This window comes from Bacillus sp. F19, from assembly GCA_023823795.1.
Lineage (GTDB): Bacteria > Bacillota > Bacilli > Bacillales > Bacillaceae > Bacillus_P.
This window is the reverse complement of the sequence record CP085710.1, coordinates 3948860-3971495: the sequence shown is the minus strand read 5'-3', so window position 1 is coordinate 3971495 and position 22636 is coordinate 3948860. Positions and strand designations below refer to the sequence as shown.

Sequence of the window (22636 nt, the reverse complement as noted above, 5' to 3'; positions counted from 1 at the left end):
ACGTTTCTAGGGTTTTTATAAATGCTATTTAAGATCCACTTTACTTAACGTGAGTAGAACTCAACGATAAGAGCTTCGCTAATTTCAGCCGGCAATTCAGAACGCTCAGGTAAGCGAGTGAAAGTACCTTCTAATTTATCAGCATCGAAAGTTAAGAATTCAGGAACGAAGTTACTTACTTCAATTGATTCTTTAACGATGTCAAGGTTACGTGATTTTTCACGTAAAGTGATTGTTTGACCTGGTTTCACTTGGAATGATGGAATGTCTACACGGCTTCCATCAACCATGATGTGACCATGGTTAACGATTTGACGTGCCTGACGGCGAGTGCGAGCTAAACCAAGACGATATACAACGTTGTCTAAACGAGACTCAAGAAGAATCATGAAGTTTTCACCGTGTTTACCAGTCATTTTAGCAGCTTTGTCAAATGTGTTGCGGAATTGACGCTCGTTCACACCGAACATGTGGCGAAGCTTTTGTTTTTCCTGTAATTGTAAGCCGTACTCAGATAATTTTTTGCGTTGAGTCGGGCCGTGCTGACCTGGCGCGAATGGACGCTTTTCTAATTCTTTACCTGTTCCGCTTAATGAAATTCCCAGACGGCGGGAAAGTTTCCAACTTGGACCTGTATAACGAGACATATATGTCTCCTCCTTACATGTTTTTATTTGGCATAAAATAAAAACAGACTGATCCTGACTGACATGCACATTTTGTTTTCATATATCCTCGCTCCAGCAGCAGAGAGTTACACGATACACCTCACGATGGAGGAACAAAATGAAATCACATCAGTGGTATCAATAGGCTGCGAATATTTATTTTACACAACGAACATTATATGATTTTAATAATATAAAGTCAAGGGAACATTTGAAAAAGGTGCAGTGATGAATCTTTCGAAAAAAACATTAAATAGATAAATTGGAAAATATTCTATGCTATACTGAAATAAATAATGCAGGATTCGACAATACGGGGATTTTTGTGACACACTTAACAGAGTATACGTTAATGTCTATTAAGAGTCTTTTCTTTGATTAAATCAGCAGCGAAAGCCTGCAAAACAGCAAAACACATGAAGAATATTTTGTCAGCACCCTGCAGGAGGCAATGAATTCAGAGGATGTTGCGCTTTTTAAATATGAGAATCATAAGTTTGTTCTGCTGGCTGCAACTGCCGGCTTTTATCAATTCAATCGCATTGTTAAACAGCAAAATCGAGTAGAAATGCATGATCGTGAGTTTGAACTATTAATTCTGGAAGAATTTCTTATAGTGATAAAAGAAGAAGAAAAGATTTCATTCAGTAAAGAGTTTTACGATAAACTTCAAAGTGAATGTGATCAGTTCCTTTCCTATTTTATCAGGCTGTTTAATAAAAAGGAGAGCGACGCAAAACATAAATCACTGTCTCAGCTGACAGAAAAACTTCATTCTACTATGAGCAAGGACGAAGTTTTGAATCAATTAATCTTTTCTCTTCAAACAATGTTTCCTGCCTATCTTTTTTCTTTTGTAAAGAAAGCGCTTTCAAAATTTATAGAACTATCATATGATAATGAATGTAGGAAGAGAAGGAGGAGAGAACATGGGGAAGGAATTCAGCTTTGAAACAAAGGTTATTCACGGACATAAACAAATGATGGACCCATATAACAGTTTAACGCCTCCGCTTTATCAAACAGCGACATTTGTATTTGACCGGGCCGAAACTGGAGAAAAGCGTTTCGCAGGAGAAGAAGAAGGTCATGTTTATTCTCGATTAGGAAATCCAACCGTACAATTAGCCGAACAGAAAATAGCAGCACTTGAAGAGGCTGAGTCAGCACTTGCTTTTGGTTCCGGTATGGGAGCTGTATCAGCGGTTCTCATGTCTATGGTCAAAACAGGTTCCCATATTCTTTGCTCTAAAGGAATCTATGGATGTACATTTGGATTGCTGAAAATGCTTGAAGAAAAATTTGGGGTCACGTATTCATTTTCAGAACTGAACAGTATAGAGGAAATAACAGCTGCAATTAAACCAACGACTTCATGCATTTATATTGAAACGCCAATTAATCCTACTATGCAGATGATTGATCTGGAAACAGTTACCGCTGCTGCAAAGTCACGCAAATTAAAAGTAATAGTTGATAATACATTTTGTTCACCATATCTTCAGCAGCCTCTTTTGCACGGCTGCGACATTGTGCTGCACAGCGCAACAAAATATATTAGCGGCCATGGGGATGTAATCGGAGGATTTGTTGCAGGAAAGAAAGAATACATTCACCAGCTTGCAATGACAGAAAGAAAAGATATCGGCGCCATTATGTCTCCATTTGATGCCTGGCTTTTGCTTAGAGGTTTGAAGACATTGCCTGTCCGAATGGATCGCCACTGTGAAAATGCAGGGGAAATTGCAAAAAGGCTGCTTGCTCATCCAGCTGTTGAACGTGTTGCCTATCCATTTTTGGGAGAACCAGGGCAGATTGCTCTTGCTAAGAAGCAAATGAAAAAAGGCGGAGGACTCATTAGCTTTACACTTAAATACCATGATAAATCAGCAACTCAAGCTTTCCTAAACTCGCTCAGGCTGATAAAAATTGCTGTTAGCCTCGGAGATGCAGAGTCCTTGATTCAGCACCCGGCAACTATGACACATTCGGTGATACCGGAATATGAAAGAAAACAAATGGGGATTGAAGATAATCTAGTCCGGCTGTCGGTAGGTCTTGAAAGCATCGAGGATATTTGGGAAGATTTAAAACATGCACTAGAGAGAAAATAAAAAACCGGAACCCTGAAGGTTCCGGTTTTGTGATTCTTATAAAAAATCTGTCAGTGCCACTGTAAATTTTTCTAAATATTCTTGATCCAGTTCACTGAAACGGTTTTTTACAGGGCTGTCGATATCAAGCACACCGAACAGCTGCCCATCTTTTACAATTGGTATCACGATTTCAGACTGTGATGCTGCATCACATGCAATATGGCCAGGGAAAGAGTGAACGTCTGCGATGCGCTCAGTCTTTTGATTGGCTGCGGCTGTTCCGCAAACTCCTCTGCCCATAGGGATTCTGACACATGCAGGAAGACCCTGGAATGGCCCTAATACAAGCTCGCTGTCTTTATATAAATAGAAACCGACCCAGTTCACTTCGTGCAAAAATTGATTCAATAATGCAGAAGCATTTGATAAATTGGCGATTTGATCGCTTTCTCCTTCTAAAAGAGCCTTCAGCTGCTTAATAAGCAGCTGATAATTTTCTTCTTGTTTGCCGCTGTATTTTTCGACATGAAACACGGTTATTCCCCACCTTTGTGTATTTTTCAGCAATTTATAAAGAGCCGGACAAACATTGTCGAGAAAACATTAGAGGATAAACCTCCTGCTTCCTTGAAATAACATAGTAATGATGAAAGGGGTGAGAATTATGTCAATGCAGCCGACCGTCCCCAATCAAACGAAAGAAAAGATCATTGACGCAGCTATTGCATTATTCAACACACAGGGCTTTAATGGGACTTCTGTCAGGGAAATCGCCAAAAAAGCAAATGTGAATGTTGCTCATATCTCCTACTATTTTAATGGAAAGGGCGGCCTCTTGGAGTACCTTGTCTCCAAGTATTATGAAGGATACCTTTCTGTCATTGAAGAAGGCTATATTCGCATGAGCCATGAAACACCGAAAAATTGTCTTCTTCTCTTAATTCAGGACATTTTAAACTACCAGCATCATAATCGTCAACTTGCGAGGTTTGTGCTTAGAGAAGTTACCCTGGACTCAATTTTAATAAGAGAAGTCATGACCACGTATCTGACGAAGGAAAAGTATTTTTTAAAAGCCATTCTTGAAGAAGGCATTAAAACCGGCTATTTCCGCAAGGCCCCAATGGTGCACATTTTAGTGCAGCTAAAGAGCCTGCTGAATATGCCCTACCTTCAGACTCAATATATGACTGAAGTGCTCTATATACAGACACATGAAACCTATTTTGTAAAACAATACTTCCACGAAATTGAAATATGGATCGATCATTTGCTGTGCGAACCTGCACAGAAAGAAGCTATTGTTTAAGAAATACTGGATTCCACCCAATCATTCTGCATAGGAATCTTTGAAAAGAGCCTCATTAAAAAGGGAATAGTGTGCACCAACATCCTTTGCACTATGGGCGTCAGACCCGTATACGAGAGGGATGTTTTGTTTTTTTGCCTCGTTAATCATCCATTGATCAAGATAAATGGCCCCGCATAAATCTTTCCTTAATCCTGCAACATTAAAATCAAGCTCCATGTTCTGTTCTTTAATGGCAAGCAGCAAGTCATATTGCATGTTTTTCAGATCAAAATCTGCAGGAAACCGCTTTTGAAATTTATTGATGAGAGTGAGATGCCCGAGCCTTTTCGGTTTATATGGCCCAAGATTCGATTTTACTGCCGCAAGCATGGTTTCATAATATTTTTTATGAAGTGATTTCAAGCTGCCTGCAGCTTCAATCATATGAGGAAACGCACTCTCATGAAAATCCACGCAATAATATTGGTCTCCTATTTTTAAAAAGTGAACCGAAAGCACAGCATCATCAACATACTTGCTGTATTCATCCAGAAATGCCTGTGTCTCTTGTTCAAATCCCTCAATATAATCAATTTCAAATCCAATGTTAACCTTAATGTCTTTTGAGTATTTTTCTTTTACTGTTAACAGTTGTGAGATATAGTCATTTAAAAGTCTCCTGCTCATTGCACTGTCATTATCAGGAACAGGGTCTGAAAAACCATCAGGCAGGGGAGCATGCTCAGTAAATGTTATCTCTTCCAACCCAATATTAAGAGCTTTTTCGATATACATTTCAAGACTGTCTGCTGTACCATGAGGACAAAATGGCGTATGGACATGTCCGTCTTTTTTTTTCATGCTTTGTCACACCTCTCGAAAACCGCGAAATATGGCGATAAATTATGTAAAAAAATTTAAATTATCGGTCAAAAATTGTCGTTTACATGGTATCATAAATACAATGAAATAACATCATTCACAAATAAATACACTTTACATAAGAATTCGACAATCGTTACTTACATTCATATAAAAATATTATACCTTGTTATGACGATTTGCTGGAACACAACGAGGGGGCTCATTATGGAAGTCGTTATTGGACTTATTGTCATTATGCTGGCTTTATTTAGTGTCGGCTACGTTATCAGAAGAAACATATACAAAGAAGTAGATCGTTTAGAAGCCTTGAAGATTGAGAGTATGAACCGGTCGATTGTAGATGAACTTTCAAAAGTCAAAGATTTGAAAATGACAGGGCAAGCCGAAGAATTATTTGAACGGTGGAGGAAGGAATGGGATGAGATTATTACTGCCCAGCTTCCTGAAGTGGAGGAGCTTCTGTTTGATGCAGAGGACTATGCTGATAAATACCGTTTTACTAAATCCAAGAAGGTTTTGGAACACATCGAAAAAACACTGAAGCTTGTTGATGAATCAATTGAAATCATCATATCTGAGATCAATGAGCTGATTACGAGCGAAGAAAAGAACAGCACAGAGATAGAGGACGTAAGGGCAAATGTGAAAAAAGCAAAAAAGAAGCTTCTTGCACACAGCCATACGTTTGGCAAAGCTCATGTAAAGCTTGATGCAAAGCTTGGTGAGATCGTTGAAGCTTTAAAACAGTTTGAAGCAGAAACTGAGGGAGGCAACTATTTGGCTGCAAGAGAGATTCTGCTCGTTCAGAAAGAAGAAATTCTGATCTTGCTCTCTAAGGTTGATGACATACCAAAACTTTTGGCAGAGTGTCACACTGTTATTCCGAATCAGCTTGCAGAGCTTGCTGAGGGCTATCAGGAAATGCTGGATAATGGCTTCCATTTAAAGCATATTCAGTTTGAAACAGAGCTTCTCAAAATGACGAAGCAGCTTGAAGAGCATATGGAGCTCCTCGCTGAAACAAATACAGCTGAAGTAAAAGAAAGCTTAGAAGAAATTCAGGAAGCAATTGACACATTCTATGATCTGCTGGAAAAAGAAGTTCTTGCCCATCATTATGTGCAAGCGGCAACAAGCAAGATTGATCAGCAGATTTCAGAGCTTCTCACTAAGCGTGAAGAAACGCAGGAAGAAGCAGAACTTGTTAGACAGAGCTACCAGATTTCTGAAGTTGATTTGGATAAACAAAGAAAACTGGAAAAACAGATTAATTCTCTCTATAAGCAGTTCTCGCATATTCAAAATAACCTGCAGACAGAACAGCTTGCCCATTCTATTTTAAAAGAAGAGCTTGAAGAACTTGAGAAGCATATTGCTTCTGTCAAAACCGAGCATCAGGATTTCAGTGAGCTGCTTCAGGCACTCCGCAAGGAAGAATGGGAAGCAAGACAAGCATTGGCAGATGCAAGAAAGCAGCTTCACGACTCCAGCAGAAAAATCCAGAAAAGCAATGTGCCTGGACTGCCTAAGAGTCTTGCGCAGCTGCTTCAGGAAGCAAAGCAATCGATTTCTCATGTTTCACGCAAGCTTGAAGAGATTCCATTGGATATGATTGTGGTTAATTCAATGCTAGATGAGGCTGCAAAGAACATTGATACTTTCTCTAAACAGGCGGATGAAATGATTGAACAAGTATATTTGGCTGAAAAAGTTATTCAATATGGCAATAAATACAGAAGAAGAAATGGAACAGTAGCTGATCAGTTAAAAGAGGCGGAATTTCATTTCCGGAAATATGAATACAGCAAGTCGCTTGAAAAAGCAGCCGCAGCTCTCGAACAAGTTGAGCCAGGTTCACTTTCAAAGCTTCAGATCATTCTGGATGAAGAAACAAAACCATCCTCATAAAAAAACCTCCCGTACCAATAGGTACGGGAGGTTTTTTATCCATTTCTATTTTCTTCGCGAGCTTGCAAAGGCTGCACCGTTTTTCTGATTAGTCCGGGTGGAGGAGATGATTAACCCAATCACTCCGCCAATGATAGCAGGGACTAAAAATCCAATGCCGTAGTCGAATAACGGAACGATGGATTTCAGCCACTCGTCAATTGCGCCTGGGAGCAGACCTCCAGCTTTTAATCCATCAGCAATGCTGATGACTGTTGTCAGGATTAAACTGCCGATGTAAACTTCAGGTGCACCTTTAAAATATCTATGAAGAAAAGAAAGAATGATCAGAACAATTGCAACCGGATATAAAGCAATCAAAATGGGAACAGAAACAGCAATCAGCTTCGTTAATCCCGCGTTTGCTACAAGTGTACTGAATAAACAAATAACTGTGATGATCAGTTTATATGAAACATTTGGAAAGACCATTGAAAAGTATTTGCCGCACGCTGAAACCAGGCCAATACTTGTTGTCAGACAAGCAAATGTAATAGCGGTGCTTAAGATCACATTTCCCAGTGAACCAAATAGGATATAGACTGATTCAGACAAAACAGCACCGCCGTTATCAAAATAACCAATTTGGCTGACGCTCGTAGCCCCCAAATACGCAAGGGAAATATAAACAGCAGCAAGACCAGCAGCTGCAATTAATCCGCATCTGATACAGATTTTTGCAATGGCCGCGCGGTCTGTTATCCCTCGTTCTTTAACCGCATTTATGACAACAATACTGAAAACTAATGCTGCAAGAGTATCCATTGTCAAATATCCTTCTAAAAATCCTTTGAAAAAGGCACCATCTGCATATTCTCCTTTAGGAGCCTGCATTTCTCCCATAGGTGTTATGAACATCTTAACTGAGATTAGTGCAAGTACAATCAGTAAGATTGGGGTTAACAGCTTCCCGACTGTATCTACAATCTTCGCAGGATTGAGTGACAGCCAAAGCGTAATTCCAAAAAAGATAATAGTGAATATAAACAAAGGCAAACTGCTGTCTGCTGCTGCAGCGGGCAAGAAAGGTAATATACCTACTTCATATGTGACCGTTCCTGTTCTTGGAATGGCAAAGACAGGACCAATGGCTAGATATAAAACAAACGTAAATACTAAACCGAAAACGGGATGAACCCTGCCTGCCAGAGATTGAACATCATTGCCTGATATGCTAATCGCGACAACCCCAAGGAGCGGGAGTCCAACACCAGTAATCAGAAAACCAATGATCGCTTCCCACATGTTTACACCAGCTTGCTGGCCCAAACTGGGCGGAAAGATTAAATTACCTGCTCCGAAAAATAGGGCAAAGAGCATAAGTCCTATAGTTAAAGTTTCTTTTAATGGCAATGATTTTGACATGAAAAATCCCCCTGAAGACTGAGTATTAGAAATGTATACGTTTTCATCCTACCACACAATCTGAAAAATTTGTCGAAAAATAATATTTAATCAGTTTTTATTATATTCAAAAAATTTAATATGTCAAATAGTAAAACATTTATTTCTTATTTGTCGGTTTTATGTTATTATGATTGTTTGTTTCGTACACCATTACTTTTTTATTTAAATATATAGTCTAAAGGACTCCTTGTTTTTCAATGTATTGGAGGATTGAATATTTTGATTTATCTTGATAATAGTGCAACCACAAAACCATATGAAGAAGTATTGCATGCTTTTGCACATGTTGCAACCCGTTATTTTGCCAATCCTTCCTCGCTGCACGGTCTCGGTGCAGAAGCAGAAAATCTATTAGCACAGGCAAGAAAACAAATGGCTGGTCTTTTAGGAGCAGATGAACAAGAGATTATTTTTACATCCGGGGGCACTGAAGGAAATAATTTAGCTATAAAAGGGACGGCACTTTCTTTAAAAAAGAAAGGGAACCATATTATCACCACACAAATTGAACACCCTTCTGTCATTGAAAGCTGCAGACAGCTGCAAAAGCTATTTGACTTTGACGTAACGTATCTGCCTGTAAATGAAGAAGGAATTGTTGAAGTAGAAGATATTAAGAAAAACATCAGAAAAGAAACCATTTTAGTATCAATCATGCATGTAAATAATGAAACAGGATCGATTCAGCCAATAGAAGAAATCAGCGTGCTGCTGCATGATTTTCCGGACATTTATTTTCACGTTGATCATGTACAGGGAGCGGCTAAAGTTCCTCTTTCACTTAAAGGGATTGATTTATGTACCATATCAGGCCACAAATTTCATGCACTTAATGGCTGCGGAGTTTTGTATGCCCGAAAAGGAATGAAATTCGAGCCCCTTTTGTCGGGAGGGGCACAGGAGAAGCAGGCCCGTTCAGGCACGGAGAGCATCGCACTTGCGGTATCAATGGCAAAAGCATTAAGAATGTCCATGGAAAAAAATGAAAAATGTATAGAGAATTTGCAAACGATGAAAACGATTCTGATCCAAAAATTAAATAAAATAGAAGGTATTGCCGTAAATACATCTGCGAATAAGTCTGCACCCCATATTATTAATTTTTCTGCACCAGGTATTCAGGCAGAAGTGCTTTTACATATGCTTGAACAATCCGGAATCTTTGTCTCGACAACCTCTGCATGTTCGTCGAAAAGGAAAAAAAGCAGCACAGTACTGCTCGCTATGGGAAAAGGAGAAGCTGTCGCATCAAGTTCGATCCGAATCAGTCTTTCTTATGAAAATACAAATGAAGAGCTGGAAGAATTTATGGATGCACTTATGAAATCTCTTGAAAAATTAACGAAATTAACGAGGTAGTAAGATGAATTATGATCATATTTTAATTCGATATGGAGAAATTTCTACAAAAGGAAAAAATCGAAAACGGTTTATCGATCAATTAAAAGAAAATATAAAACTGGTATTGCATGAGTTTCCGGCCTTAGGCTACAGCAGCAACAGGGACCGTATGTATATCAGGCTTCACGGTGAAAATCACGAACCGATTCTTGAAAAACTGAAAAATGTTTTCGGCATACATTCTTTTAGTTTAGCTTTAAAAACAAAAAATGAGCTTGAGGCTATTAAAAATGGAGCACTTGAGCTGATGTCTGAGCAATATAAACCTGGAGATTCCTTTAAAATATCTGCAAAAAGAGCGGATAAATCATTTCCGCTTCTTACAAATGAAATTAATCACGCAATCGGCAGCCACATTCTGCAAAATTCGGAAGGCTTAACAGTGGATGTGCATGAGCCTGATATTGATTTAAGAGTTGAAGTCCGTGAGGAAGCTGCCTATTTGACCTGTAAAGATTATCAGGGAGCGGGCGGTCTCCCTGCAGGGGCAAGCGGAAAAGCGGTATTAATGCTCTCAGGAGGGATTGACAGTCCCGTTGCAGGCTTCTTTGCAATGAAACGCGGTATGGATGTTGAAGCGGTTCACTTCTTCAGTCCTCCATATACGAGTGAACGTGCCAAGCAAAAGGTGATTGACCTGGCAAGAAAGCTTACATCTTTTAGCGGGAAAATCAAGCTTTATATTGTGCCGTTTACTGAAATACAGGAAACGATACAAAAGCAAGTGCCTGAAAGCTATAACATGACATCTACACGGCGGATGATGCTTAAAATAGCTGACAGAATCCGCGAAAAACAGGGCGGGTTAGCTATAATTACCGGAGAAAGCCTTGGACAAGTTGCAAGCCAAACGTTAGAAAGCATGTTTGCTATAAATGAGGTGACGAGCACGCCGATTATCCGTCCGCTGATTACTTATGATAAAACGGATATCATAACTATAGCAAAGCAAATTGGAACACATGATACCTCCATTTTGCCTTACGAAGACTGCTGCACCATCTTTACACCGGCGTCGCCAACTACAAAACCAAAACTTGAAAAAGCACAAAGGTTCGAAAGTTTCCTGGATTTTGAACCGCTGATTGATAAAGCTGTTGAAGATACGGATGTAATCGTCATTTCGTCTGCTGAAGATAAAGAATTAAAAAGGTTATTTTAGTCAAGAAAATTGTGAACAATTACCAAAATTAGTTTGAATGAAGCCATGTGTTTTTACACAATCTATACTCACAAGGAGGTGAAAACACATGGCAAACAACAATAGCTCAAACCAATTAGTAGTACCAGGTGCACAACAAGCGATCGACCAAATGAAATACGAAATCGCAACTGAGTTCGGAGTGAACTTAGGAGCTGAAACAACTTCTCGTGCTAACGGTTCTGTAGGTGGAGAGATCACTAAACGTTTAGTATCTTTCGCTCAACAAAACATGAGTGGTTTTTCAAAATAATTGAACTAAATAGATATGGCTACGAAGGGTGGGGATCATACCCCGCTCTTTTCTATTCGCTTTTTTTATGCTTGCGGAGCATTTTAAATAGAGGAGGTTTTTCATCATGACAAAGAATAATCGTCCAAATATTGAATTTGATGGCGGACAGGAGCAGGACCAAAAACTCCAGAAGTCTAAAAAGCAAGGCCGAAAAAGAAGAAATGAACCTAAAAACGCAGTTGAATCGAATGAGCAAAGCTGAGCTAGAGAGCGCGGATGATGTTTCCGCGCTTTTTTTATGGAGCTGTTGAAACTAGGATTTCAATAAAAATATAAGATATCTTGCAATAATATTCAAAAATGTTAAAATATTATGTATAATTGCTGTGAGATAACAAAGGAGGGGTCACAATGCTGAGAGATGAGCTAATTGCGCCAGAAAACTATAACCTAGTAGAAGAAGTAGAAAAGCATGCAAAAGATGCAGACCGGATCGCATTGAAGTGGGAGAATGAAAAAGGCGATAAAGAAGAGCTTACATACGAACAGCTTCTTGATAAAGCAAACAGAATTGGAAGCGCTTTATTAAATAAAGGTCTAATGCAGGGAGATAAAATTCTTGTCATCATTCCCCGTTTTCCTGAAGCCTATGCAGCGTACTTAGGGGCATTAAAGGCTGGCTTTGTTGTCATCCCAAGCTCGGAAATGCTGCGCACTAAAGATCTTCAATATCGTGTGACCCACGGAGATGTGAAAGCCATCATCTCTTATACGGATTTCACAGAGGAATGCAAAGGAATAAATGAATTTGATTCCCTTCTTAAATTTTCAATTGGAGGAAAAGCTGAAGGCTGGTACTCTCTTGAAGATGAAGCAGCGAAGGAATCAGGGGAGCTAAAGCTTGCTGAGACCAAAAGGGACAGTCATGCCTTTTTATCCTACACGTCAGGCACCACAGGCAATCCCAAAGGGGTCGTACATACACACGGCTGGGCTTTTGCTCATTTAAAAACAGCAGCTGCGAATTGGCTGAGCATTGAAGAAAATGATGTGGTATGGGCAACGGCAGGACCGGGCTGGCAAAAATGGATCTGGAGTCCCTTCTTATCGGTGCTTGGATCAGGTGCAACAGGACTTGTCTATAATGGGCGGTTTGAGCCTAAGAAATATCTTCAGCTGCTGCAGGATTATAACGTTAACGTATTATGCTGCACACCGACTGAATATCGTCTGATGGCTAAGGTAGACAATTTAAAAGAATACTCTCTTCCTTCTCTGCACAGTGCTGTTTCAGCTGGTGAGCCTTTAAACAGGGAAGTTATTAATACATTTAGAAATTACTTTAACATCGAAGTGCGTGATGGATACGGACAGACGGAAAATACCCTGCTTGTCGGTGTGATGAAGGGCATGGAAGTAAAGCCAGGCTCAATGGGCAAGCCTACTCCTGGAAATAAGGTCGAAATCATTGATGATGAAGGAAACATCTGCAAAGTTGGAGATGTAGGCGATATTGCGGTCCATGTTGATACACCAGCTTTATTTAAAGAATATTATAAAGACGCCGAGCGCACGGCTATGCAATTTAGAGGCAGCTTTTATATTACCGGGGATAGAGCAAGAAAAGATGAAGACGGCTATTTCTGGTTTGAGGGAAGACGGGATGATATCATCATCAGTTCAGGATATACAATTGGGCCGTTTGAGGTTGAAGACGCACTCGTCAAACATCCTTTTGTAAAAGAGTGCGCTGTTGTCGCAAGTCCGGATGAGCTTCGCGGGAGCATCGTAAAAGCGTATGTTGTCCTGCAGGATGATGTGGATGAGAGCTCGCCGGAACTTATACCTGTATTGCAGGATCATGTGAAAGAGCTGACAGCCCCTTATAAATACCCACGCAAAATTGAATTTGTTTCTGAATTGCCTAAAACGACTTCCGGCAAAATCAGAAGAATTGAATTAAGGCAGAAGGAGCTTGCAGAAGCATAATAGGCAAATAAACCAGACGGATGACACTGTCTGGTTTTTCCATGCGCCGAGTGATAACATATATTGAAAAAGAAAGCTGGAGGAATGTCACCGTGGGCACGCTTTGGTTTGGCGGAACAATTTATACTTTAATAGAAGAAAACGATACGGCTGAAGCGGTCTATGTTGAAAATGGCCTTGTAGTGGCTGCCGGGGATGAGGAAAAACTCCGGACTGATTACCCGTGCACGGATGAAATAAATCTTGAAGGCAGCATCATGATTCCGGGATTTACAGACAGCCATATGCATTTAATGGGTCATGGTGAAAAACTGATCCGCTTGGATTTTACTGGCATGACTTCATCTGATCAGGTCATTCAGAGTCTTCGCGAGAGGGCAGAAGGACTTGAGCCGGGAACGTGGATTGTTGGTGAAGGGTGGAATGAAAATCAGTTTGAGGATAAAAAGATTATTCATCGCAGAGAGCTTGATGAAGTAACTTGCTCTCACCCTTTGATGCTGAAACGAATTTGCCATCATGCAGTCATCGTTAATACCAAAGCAATGAAACTTGCCGGAATAACTCCTGCTACCCCAGACCCTGAAGGCGGAGTTATCGTAAAAGATCCTGACGGAAATCCGACAGGCTACTTGCTTGATCAGGCTCAAGAACTTGTTTTTCAGGCGCAGCCTCAAGTATCTGATGCTTACTTAAAAGAAGCATTGATGAAATCGATAGAGGATTGCCACAAAAAAGGTCTTGTAGGCGGACATACAGAGGATTTGGCCTATTATGGAAGCCTTGAAAATACATTGATGGCGTATGATGAAGTCATGAATCATGAAAAAAAGAAATTCAGAGCTCATTTGCTTATCCATCATTTAGTGGCAGATGAATTTAAGCAAAAGGAAAGAAATCTTGGGCCATTTATTGAATTTGGGGCAATGAAGCTCTTTGCAGACGGTGCTCTTGGAGGGCGAACAGCTCTATTAAGCGGTCCGTACTACGATGATCCTGAAACAAACGGAGTGAGCATTCATTCTGATGAAAACCTGAAACGTCTGATTCAAACAGCAAGAAACTACAAAATGGAAGCGGCTATTCATACGATTGGCGATTTAGCTTTCGAAAAGGCTCTTGATGCCATTGAAGCATATCCTCCTGTGAAAAAGAATCAGCATGACCGGCTCATACATGCCCAAATCTTAAGAAGAGACTTAATTGAAAGAGCCAAAAAACTGCCGATTCTATTGGATATTCAGCCTCGATTCGTCTCAAGTGATTTTCCATGGGTGATTGACAGAATTGGTGAGGATAGAATGAAGGATTGCTACGCTTGGAAAACGCTGATATCAGAAGGATTGAAATGTGCAGGAGGTTCAGATGCCCCTATTGAGCCAATTGATCCTCTTCTCGGAATTTATTCTGCAGTCAAGCGAGAAAGCATTTACGATCAACAAGTATATATGCCTGAAGAGAAGCTTTCTGTGTATGAAGCGGTAGAGCTTTACACAAAAGGCAGCGCTTATGCCATACATCACGAAAATGACCGTGGATGTATTGCAAAGGGATTTTCAGCTGACTTCACTGTGCTGAACCGGGATATTTTTAAAGATGACGCATTGCTCGAAACAGAAGTGGTTATGACGGTTGTAGACAATACCATTGTATATAAAAGAGAAAGACATGCAAATTAAGCTGCATGTCTTTCTCTTTTTTTGACTGCTGGAACAGCTTTCAGTGCTACTTAATTTGGCCAATTTTCGGATCCAATGAATCACTGAATCTTGGCTAATTAAAGGTCATTTCGGCTGGGAAATTAGGATTTAGCTAGATCCTAATAATATAGGCGAAAGGAAAAAAATCGTCTGCTAGAAAATTCAATAAATCCGCAAATAAAATCAAATTACCGCTAATAAAACTGGGATTTCCGCTAAATAAGCAGATGCGATTAATGTTTTTTTGCCAGACCGACTCCGTTTTATGCAGATTATTAACTGACCAGACGCATTTATTTTTCGTGGCGTCCAGCTCCACCTCCTGCCCCCTCGGTCAGAACAGATTCTCCGAAAAAATCAAACCCGGACTTTTCAGGTGAATCCTTATCTGCTTGTCGGGGCTAAACAGTCGGTTCCGCTTTTCTGATTATAAAAACGTCCGCTTCACTTTTTCCCAGAATGAATTATCTTTTAGTTTTACCGTTTTAATTATTGAGTGACTTAGTGACAGTTCAATTTTTTCGACGTGGCGGATGCTTAGTGCGTCATTATCCATGCCGATTACGGGATGGTCATTACCATCCTGGACAATTTTCAGAGTCAATTTTCTGTCTGCGCTTAAGATGAATGGAGATCCGAGTGTTCGGTATTTATTGTTATTAAGTGACGCAAGCTCACTTACTTGAAGACATGGAAGGAGCGGATCCACTACAGCACCCTGTACAGATTTATTGTAGGCGGTGCTTCCTGTTGGCGTGGAAATAATCATGCCGTCTCCTCTGAATGTTTCAAAATGAAGGTCGTCAATGAAAACATCAATGACAAACGTTTTGATAATGCCAGAGCGAATGGAGCATTCATTCAGACACTGAAAGGTCGTATGGCCGTCAATTGTAACATCGAGAATCGGATAGCGTCTTACTTCGATTTGCGCTTCTTTCATTGCTTCAATGATTTTATCTGTTTCTTCGATTTTAAAGTCACAGTATAGGCTTACCGTTCCTTTAACTGACATACCTACATACAGACAGTCATCTCTGAAATTCGTTTTTCTTACAGCCTGAAGAAACGTGCCGTCACCGCCTATGCTTACGATTATATTTGCCTGTTTTGAATCCGTTACAACGTTAAAACCCTGTTCTTCAGCAAGAGAGGTAAGCCCTTTCACTTTATGTACGAGTTCGTCCTCTTTTTTGTAATAAAAATAAACGTTGCGGCGATTATCTGTCATGTTAGTCCTCCTTAATGTTGGAAAAGTTACACAATCTTAGCAAATGGTGTTACAATACTTTATGGTGTTTAGTTTACCATTTCTAACATAAATATTGAAAGAATTGCACGTTTTTTTATGATCTCTTTTCGTAAAATTGGTTGTTTAAAGTGCGTAAGATAAGTCCGTAGACGGGAACAAATTTTAAAAAACAACAATAAAATGCGAAAACAGTTAAGTCTTGCGAAAATCAGGGAGGAATCATCATGAATGGAAAACGATGGGGGGCTCTTGTCATTGCTGCTGTCCTGTTTGGTATTTCAGTAGTAGTCAGCTTAACCAATATGGCTTTGGCAAACAGCAATGCTTTTACAAATGCCCTCACTGCGAATGAAGAGTTTACAGAAACGGTTTTGGAACCCGGAAATGAATCTAAAAAAATTGTTGTCCTTGAAGTAAACGGAGTCATTCAGGATACAGGCGAAAATGTCACTTCATTTTTTGAAACGGCGGGTTATCAGCATCAGCAATTTTTAGATATGATTGATGCTGCTGCGGAAGATAAAAGTGTTCGCGGCATTATGCTGAAAGTGAATTCTCCTGGTGGAGGTGTCGTTGAAAGTGCAGAAATACATAAGCATTTAATCGATGCAAAAGAAAAACACAAGAAAAGTATCTATGTTTCTATGGGTACCACTGCTGCTTCTGGAGGATATTATATCTCAGCTCCAGCTGATAAAATCTATGCGGCGCCTGATACAATGACAGGCTCATTAGGAGTTATCATGCAGGGTATTAACTACAGCGGTCTTGCAGAGAAGTACGGCGTGAAATTTGAAACGGTGAAAAGCGGAGAGTTTAAAGACATTATGTCTCCTGCACGTGAAATGACGCCAGAAGACAGAGAAATTCTGCAGACGATGGTTGATAATGCATATCAGGGCTTTGTTGATGTGATCGCCGACGGACGCGGTTTGTCTGAAGGGGAAGTGCGCAAACTTGCTGATGGACGAATTTATGATGGACGTCAGGCTAAGGAATTAAACTTAATTGATGAACTTGGTTTTTCCGATGATGCACTTAAAGGTATGAAAAAAGATCTGAAGTTAGAAGGCGCTCACGTTATTGAATATAAAACAAGTGCAGGCCTCGATTCATTGCTTGCACTTGGCGCCAATAAAGTGTTCAGCGAGGAATTTGAGCTGATGGGATTATACCACTTTTTCTCACAATCTAATTCACCGCGGATGATGTACCTGTATTCAGAATAAGAGGAGGATTTGCAAATGGATGCTACGTATGAAGAAGGACATAACCATGAGCAGCCTCTTCAGAGAATAGAAGAAAGCCATCCAGTAATGAATGTTCATTACGCAGGCTTCTGGCTCCGGTTTTGGGCATATTTAATTGATTTAATTGTCATTGGAAGCGTAAATCGCATCGTCTTTCATCCGTTGTTTACTTGGCTTGAGCTTCCGATATCAGACAACTTCATTTTCTCCCCCATCCAAATTTGTACGGCTGTCTCTTTCTACCTGTACTTTGTCTTGATGACAAAGTACTTGGGTCAGACATTGGGGAAAATGGTATTTGGGCTTAAGGTCATATCTCTTAAGCATGAAAAGCTGTCGTGGAGTACCATATTATTCAGAGAGCTGATCGGACGTTTTATTTCAAAATTCACATGGATCGGATATGCCGTCACTGCCTTTACGCCTAAAAAGCAGGGAGTACATGATCTCTTTGCAGATACAGCTGTTATAACGGATTATATGAAAAAACATGAACCTGCTGCCGAATAATGGCTGCAGGTTTATTTTTTTTTAGGAGGGTGATAATGAAAGATTGAAAGGTTGTGAATGAAGGTGTTATGGATCTGGATTATTGCATGTGCACTTTTTTTGTTCTTTCTTTTCCTTGCTTTTATGAAAATAACGGTTATTTTCGATTTAAAACATGTAGGTGACGATGATGAAATAAAAGTCAAGCTGAAAGCCGTATTCGGGCTGCTGAAGTATACCATCAAAATCCCTCTAATAAAAGTAGATCCCAATGGCCCAAATCTCATTTTAAAGGAAGAGAAAAAAATGGGTAAGGCGAGCAAGCAGAAAGGAATAGATGAGAAAATCTCTCCTGATGATATTTTGACGAATATAAAAGATTTTAAAGAACTGACTGAGCATATTGTTCATTTACATGCTATTATTCGAAAATTTTTACAGCATGTGCAAATTGTTAAATTTGAATGGCGCTCTCAGTTAGGAACCGGAGATGCTGCGACTACAGGGATGCTTATTGGTCCCGGCTGGACATTAAAAGGCGCTGCTGTTGCGATTATTAGTACTTATATGAAGCTGAAAAGCCGGCCAATCTTATCTATCGAACCGAATTTTTATCAAATGAGTTCAAAAACAATCCTTTCATGTATGCTTCACTTTCGAACAGGGCATGCTATAGTGGCGGGATTACGCTTGCTCAAATATTGGAGAGGCGGACGTCCAACCATTATTAATCAGCAACTTTCTTTTCTTTCTAAAGAAAAGAAAAATAAACCAGCTTAGAGGAGGCTACTTATCATGAGTGATCATCCGATTCAAGGACTTATGAAAACAGCTATGGAAAATCTGAAACAAATGATTGATGTGAACACGATCGTTGGTGATCCTGTAGAAACACCTGATGGCAGCGTCATTTTAACAGTTTCAAAGGTTGGCTTTGGTTTTGCAGCTGGGGGAAGTGAATTTAACGCCTCAGGCAGCGAGGAAAAAAAGCATAATGGAACAGGAACAGGAACAGGAACAGGCGGGTCAGCGGGCGGTCAGAAATTACCTTTTGGCGGAGGAAGCGGCGGCGGTGTTTCCATCACTCCGATTGCTTTTTTAATTGTCGGCACAAATGGCGTAAAGATGCTGCATTTAGATGAAAGCACGCATTTATACGAAAAAATTCTGGATACTGCTCCTCAGGCAGTAGAGAAAATTCAGGGGATTTTCAAAAAAAATCGCAGTGATCAGAATCAATCAGGGGATCAGCAGCAGCAAAAAGAAGATTTTGATATTTAATAACAGGTGCCTGTCAGTTAATTGACTGGCACTTTTTTATGAAATCCGCGTCACATGTTTGAGAAAAGGTTTATTTCCTTTATAATAATTTAAATATTTTGTAAATAGATAGACGTAAACATTGCAAACTCGCTTTAATCAAGCTATATTAACACTGTACATACTTATTGGGGAGGAGTTTTTTTATGGCATCTATTACATTTAAACAAAATCCGGTAACGCTTATTGGCAATGAGGTAAAGGTTGGGGACACGGCTCCGAATTTCACCGTGCTTGCAAATGATATGTCTGAAGTTTCATTATCTGATTCTAAAGGTCAAGTCCGTATTCTATCTGTTGTACCTTCCATTGATACGGGTGTATGTGATGCACAAACACGCCGTTTCAATGAAGAAGCAGCTAAATTGGATAACTTAAAAGTATTAACTGTCAGTGTAGACCTTCCTTTTGCACAAAAGCGCTGGTGTGCAGCTAACGGCATTGAAAATGTCCAAACGGTTTCTGATCACCGCGATCTTTCTTTTGGCGAAGCGTACGGTGTACATATCCAGGAATTAAGACTGCTGGCCCGTGCTGTATTTGTTGTTGACAGCAATGATAAAGTGACATACGTTGAATACGTAAGTGAAGCAACAGATCACCCTAATTACGATGCTGCAATTGAGGCTGCTAAAGCTGCAAACTGATAATTGCCAAAAGAACCTCACGGCCCCGGGGCACTGAGGTTCTTTTTATATGCAAAAAAGCAGGACTTGGGGTTTGCGGCTTGAAATATATAATGCCGATCAGTAGAATGGGGGATACGAATATTGAAGGAGGAAACGACCATGCAAGCCGTTTCGAAAGTAGAGAAGCTGTTTAGTTTGATGAACGAATCAGCCGAATTAATTTCAAAAGAATTAAATTGTACATACATAGAGGCAGTAGCCGAAACTGGAGAGAATTTATTTCAAAATGAAGTACTTCAGGAGGATATGAGCGAAATCGCCAAAAAGAACCTTGCAAAGAAATATGAGCAATTAAATATCCGTTCATATGAAAAAGAAGAAATCCGCAAAGCGTTCCAGCTCGTTATCTTAAAAGGGCTGAAAGAAGGCGCCCATGCCAATCACCAAATGACCCCTGATACGGTGGGCTTGTTCACCGGATATCTAGTTAATAAATTTGCTTCATATCAAAAAGAAATCTCCCTTCTCGATCCAGCTGTGGGCACTGGGAATTTATTAACAACTGTTCTGAATCACTTGAAGCAAGAGCAAACGGAAAGCTTTGGCGTAGAAGTAGATGACCTTCTTATAAAGCTTGCTTTTTTAAATGCAAATCTGGGAGAGCACTCCGTTCAGTTTTACAATCAGGATTCTCTGGAACCCCTCTATATTGATCCTGTAGATTATGTCATTTGTGATTTGCCGATCGGCTATTATCCGAATGACGTTGGTGCAGACAAATTTGAACTCAAGGCAGACAGCGGCCACTCCTATTCCCACCATCTCTTTATTGAGCAAAGCATTAAGTACACAAAAGCAGGCGGATATCTTTTCTTTATCGTGCCAAATCATTTATTTGAATCAAAAGAAGCTCCAAAGCTAAAGGAATACTTAAAAGAACATGTCATAGTCCAAGGCCTTCTTCAGCTGCCAGAGTCTTTGTTCAAAGACAAACAGCATGCTAAAAGCATTTTTATCCTTCAGAAAAAGGGAGAAGGCGTCACTGCTCCTAAACACGCAATGCTTGCCGAACTTCCGAAGTTCTCAGATAAAGCAGGCATGCAGTCCATTATGAAACAGCTGGACAGCTGGTTTGCTGAGAATAAAAAGTGAAGTTAGGATGAAAAATTAAATTTACTGCTTCAATTTGAAATAAAATAGCTCGGAATAAAAACGGGAAGACAGCAGAAGTCTCCCCGTTTTTTTGCTGAGCTGAGCACCTCTCTTCAGATGTAAAAAAAATGAAAGGGTACATTTTCATCTCTGCCATTGTATGAATTTTTAAACAACCTGAAAGGTTCTGCTTCACTTGAAAAATCTGAATAAAACGAATATAACCTGAAAACGATTGCAAGCTGGAAATGTACTTGAAATGTCTGACATGCAATGTTTAAATGAGAAAGGCAGATAATATTCGGGTTCATTTGTAAAGAATAAGGAAGAGAACATTTCTTATTAAATATGCAAAGTGCTTTATATAAAAAGGAGCGGTAAACATAATGGCAAAAGTAATTGCAATTAATGCAGGGAGCTCTTCTTTGAAGTTCCAATTATTCGAGATGCCGGCTGAGGACGTTTTAACGGCTGGTCTTGTAGAACGAATCGGTTTAGATCAAGCCGTATTTACGATTTCAGTAAACGGGGAAAAAATAACAGAAACAACAGATATTCCAGATCATGCTGTTGCTGTTAAAATTCTGCTTTCTAAATTAACAGAGCTTGGAATTATCGGTTCGTTGGATGAAATTGAAGGAATTGGCCACCGTGTTGTTCACGGCGGAGAAAAATTCGATGATTCCGTACTTATTACTCCTGAAACATTGAAAGAAATAGAAGAGCTTTCAGAACTTGCTCCTCTTCATAACCCGGCTAACGTTGTCGGTATCAAAGCATTTAAAGAGGTTCTTCCAAACGTGCCTGCTGTAGCTGTTTTTGATACAGCTTTTCATCAGACAATGCCGGAACAATCTTTCTTATACAGCCTTCCATACGAGTATTATGAGAAATTTGGCATTCGTAAATACGGTTTTCACGGAACATCTCATAAGTATGTTTCAGAAAGAGCAGCTGAATTATTAGGCCGTCCGATTGAACAGCTTCGTCTTATTTCCTGTCATTTAGGGAACGGTGCAAGTATTGCTGCGATTGAAGGCGGAAAATCCATTGATACATCTATGGGCTTTACCCCGCTTGCTGGTGTAGCGATGGGAACTCGTTCAGGGAATATCGATCCTGCTTTAATTCCATTCATCATGGAGAAAACTGGTCATTCTGCAATAGAAGTATTGGACATTTTAAACAAAAAAAGCGGTCTGCTTGGAATTTCAGGATTATCATCCGACCTTCGCGACATCGAAAAAGCTGCAGAAGAGGGAAATGATCGTGCAAGAACTTCATTAGAAGTATTTGCAAGCAGAATCCACAAATATATCGGTTCCTATGCAGCACGCATGTCAGGAGTAGATGCCATCATCTTCACAGCCGGAATCGGTGAGAACAGCATCAATATTCGCGAACGTGTACTTCGCGGATTAGAATTCATGGGTGTATACTGGGATCCTGCACTTAATCATGTACGCGGCGAAGAGGCGTTCGTAAGCTATCCTCACTCACCAGTAAAAGTCATCATAATTCCGACAAATGAGGAAGTTATGATTGCGCGCGATGTTGAACGCATTGCTAAATAAGAATTGAACGATAGAAAGGCAGTCATCATTGATGGCTGTCTTTTTTTGAATTCTTCCTTTCATGAAAGCAAATTGCATTAGTGGAAATGCCCTGTTTTACCTGCAGCCATATTATATGTTGCCGCAGGTCTCTTATTAAATTGATTCAAG

Annotated in this window: 22 protein-coding genes; 17 read left to right on the top strand and 5 right to left on the bottom strand. The window is 39.9% G+C overall.

Annotated elements, in window-relative coordinates; all coding sequences use genetic code 11:
* Positions 1-44: 44 nt before the first annotated feature.
* Complete coding sequence (gene rpsD, locus LIT25_20430) at positions 45-647, bottom strand: 30S ribosomal protein S4 (protein USK32925.1); 603 nt, start codon at positions 645-647, stop codon at positions 45-47.
* 472 nt (positions 648-1119) lie between these two features.
* On the opposite strand from rpsD, the gene LIT25_20425 reads away from it, so the two are divergent.
* Together LIT25_20425 and megL are read left to right on the top strand one after the other, a co-directional pair.
* The gene (locus tag LIT25_20425) at positions 1120-1620 is read left to right on the top strand and encodes a hypothetical protein (protein ID USK32924.1); all 501 of its coding nucleotides are present in this window, start codon (positions 1120-1122) and stop codon (positions 1618-1620) included.
* On the top strand, positions 1598-2782 hold the full coding sequence (gene megL / locus LIT25_20420) for a methionine gamma-lyase (GenBank protein ID USK32923.1): 1185 nt from the start codon (positions 1598-1600) through the stop codon (positions 2780-2782). The genes LIT25_20425 and megL overlap by 23 nt, the downstream gene beginning before the upstream one ends.
* 36 nt (positions 2783-2818) lie before the next feature.
* Here megL and LIT25_20415 read toward each other — a convergent pair whose 3' ends face one another.
* Complete coding sequence (locus LIT25_20415; GenBank protein ID USK32922.1) at positions 2819-3298, bottom strand: GAF domain-containing protein; 480 nt, start codon at positions 3296-3298, stop codon at positions 2819-2821.
* A gap of 136 nt (positions 3299-3434) precedes the next feature.
* On the opposite strand from LIT25_20415, the gene refZ reads away from it, so the two are divergent.
* A complete protein-coding gene (gene refZ, locus LIT25_20410) occupies positions 3435-4073 on the top strand; it encodes a forespore capture DNA-binding protein RefZ (GenBank protein ID USK36352.1) in 639 nt (212 codons plus the stop codon).
* 21 nt (positions 4074-4094) lie between these two features.
* Here the strand turns inward: refZ and hisJ are convergent, their stop codons facing one another.
* Positions 4095-4916, bottom strand: a complete 822-nt coding sequence (gene hisJ, locus LIT25_20405) for a histidinol-phosphatase HisJ (GenBank protein USK32921.1) — start codon at positions 4914-4916, stop codon at positions 4095-4097.
* Positions 4917-5144: 228 nt separating this feature from the next.
* Here hisJ and ezrA point away from each other — a divergent pair, with 228 nt between their 5' ends.
* Entirely contained in the window at positions 5145-6848 is a 1704-nt protein-coding gene (gene ezrA, locus LIT25_20400; protein USK32920.1) for a septation ring formation regulator EzrA, read from the top strand.
* A gap of 45 nt (positions 6849-6893) precedes the next feature.
* Here the strand turns inward: ezrA and brnQ are convergent, their stop codons facing one another.
* Entirely contained in the window at positions 6894-8252 is a 1359-nt protein-coding gene (gene brnQ, locus LIT25_20395) for a branched-chain amino acid transport system II carrier protein (GenBank protein USK32919.1), read from the bottom strand.
* 261 nt (positions 8253-8513) lie between these two features.
* Between brnQ and LIT25_20390 the strand changes: the two genes are divergently transcribed.
* The 6 genes from LIT25_20390 (at position 8514) to LIT25_20365 (ending at position 14799) form a co-directional block, all read left to right on the top strand.
* Positions 8514-9653: a cysteine desulfurase gene (locus tag LIT25_20390; protein USK32918.1), complete on the top strand. Its 1140-nt coding sequence runs from the start codon at positions 8514-8516 to the stop codon at positions 9651-9653.
* 4 nt (positions 9654-9657) lie between these two features.
* Positions 9658-10857 (top strand): tRNA 4-thiouridine(8) synthase ThiI, encoded by a 1200-nt coding sequence (thiI, locus tag LIT25_20385; protein USK32917.1) that lies wholly within the window; start codon positions 9658-9660, stop codon positions 10855-10857.
* 88 nt (positions 10858-10945) lie between these two features.
* The gene (locus tag LIT25_20380) at positions 10946-11149 is read left to right on the top strand and encodes an alpha/beta-type small acid-soluble spore protein (GenBank protein USK32916.1); all 204 of its coding nucleotides are present in this window, start codon (positions 10946-10948) and stop codon (positions 11147-11149) included.
* Between the two features lie 106 nt (positions 11150-11255).
* Positions 11256-11393, top strand: a complete 138-nt coding sequence (locus LIT25_20375; GenBank protein USK32915.1) for a hypothetical protein — start codon at positions 11256-11258, stop codon at positions 11391-11393.
* A 149-nt stretch (positions 11394-11542) separates the two neighbouring features.
* On the top strand, positions 11543-13120 hold the full coding sequence (locus tag LIT25_20370) for an acyl--CoA ligase (protein USK32914.1): 1578 nt from the start codon (positions 11543-11545) through the stop codon (positions 13118-13120).
* Between the two features lie 92 nt (positions 13121-13212).
* Positions 13213-14799: an amidohydrolase gene (locus LIT25_20365; protein ID USK32913.1), complete on the top strand. Its 1587-nt coding sequence runs from the start codon at positions 13213-13215 to the stop codon at positions 14797-14799.
* A gap of 448 nt (positions 14800-15247) precedes the next feature.
* Here LIT25_20365 and LIT25_20360 read toward each other — a convergent pair whose 3' ends face one another.
* A complete protein-coding gene (locus LIT25_20360) occupies positions 15248-16051 on the bottom strand; it encodes an NAD kinase (protein USK32912.1) in 804 nt (267 codons plus the stop codon).
* A gap of 245 nt (positions 16052-16296) precedes the next feature.
* Here LIT25_20360 and sppA point away from each other — a divergent pair, with 245 nt between their 5' ends.
* The 7 genes from sppA (at position 16297) to LIT25_20325 (ending at position 22486) form a co-directional block, all read left to right on the top strand.
* Entirely contained in the window at positions 16297-17301 is a 1005-nt protein-coding gene (gene sppA, locus LIT25_20355) for a signal peptide peptidase SppA (protein USK32911.1), read from the top strand.
* 15 nt (positions 17302-17316) lie between these two features.
* Entirely contained in the window at positions 17317-17832 is a 516-nt protein-coding gene (locus tag LIT25_20350; GenBank protein USK32910.1) for an RDD family protein, read from the top strand.
* Between the two features lie 57 nt (positions 17833-17889).
* The gene (locus LIT25_20345; protein ID USK32909.1) at positions 17890-18591 is read left to right on the top strand and encodes a DUF2953 domain-containing protein; all 702 of its coding nucleotides are present in this window, start codon (positions 17890-17892) and stop codon (positions 18589-18591) included.
* Positions 18592-18606: 15 nt separating this feature from the next.
* Positions 18607-19092 carry a GerW family sporulation protein gene (ytfJ, locus tag LIT25_20340; GenBank protein ID USK32908.1) on the top strand — a complete coding sequence of 162 codons (486 nt, stop codon included), beginning with the start codon at positions 18607-18609 and terminating at the stop codon, positions 19090-19092.
* A 185-nt stretch (positions 19093-19277) separates the two neighbouring features.
* Positions 19278-19778: a thiol peroxidase gene (tpx, locus tag LIT25_20335; GenBank protein USK32907.1), complete on the top strand. Its 501-nt coding sequence runs from the start codon at positions 19278-19280 to the stop codon at positions 19776-19778.
* A gap of 141 nt (positions 19779-19919) precedes the next feature.
* Entirely contained in the window at positions 19920-20912 is a 993-nt protein-coding gene (locus tag LIT25_20330) for a class I SAM-dependent methyltransferase (GenBank protein ID USK36351.1), read from the top strand.
* Between the two features lie 386 nt (positions 20913-21298).
* Positions 21299-22486: an acetate kinase gene (locus tag LIT25_20325; GenBank protein ID USK32906.1), complete on the top strand. Its 1188-nt coding sequence runs from the start codon at positions 21299-21301 to the stop codon at positions 22484-22486.
* The last annotated feature ends 150 nt before the right edge of the window (positions 22487-22636 follow it).